This window comes from Salmonella sp. SAL4457 (assembly GCF_046548235.1).
Classification (GTDB): Bacteria; Pseudomonadota; Gammaproteobacteria; order Enterobacterales; family Enterobacteriaceae; genus Salmonella; species Salmonella enterica.
Genome location: NZ_JBGDZO010000797.1, coordinates 1 through 258 on the forward strand (window position 1 = coordinate 1; position 258 = coordinate 258).

1 protein-coding gene is annotated in these 258 nt (G+C 64.3%); it reads left to right on the forward strand.

Annotated elements, in window-relative coordinates; all coding sequences use genetic code 11:
- The coding region (locus ACLJNW_RS26360) for a hypothetical protein (RefSeq protein ID WP_410961531.1) at positions 1 to 241 on the forward strand (241 nt) is incomplete at its 5' end.
- Positions 242 to 258 lie beyond the last annotated feature (17 nt).

Genomic DNA, 258 nt, shown 5'->3' on the forward strand with positions numbered 1-258 from the left:
GACGGAGAAATTCAACCATTTCGTCAACGACCCGAAGTACATCACCGACATCGCCGCGCGCTACCGGCTCAGCGCCGACCTGACGCTGACCGCCGGCGCCGACAACCTGTTCGACGTCCGTCCGGACAAGCTGCCCGCGCAGAACACCACCTCTGGCGACGTGCTGCGCTACGACACCTATGCCTCGCAGATCGGCTTCAACGGCGCCTTCTACTACCTACGCGCGGCATACCGCTTCTAGAGGGCCAGGCGTGGCGC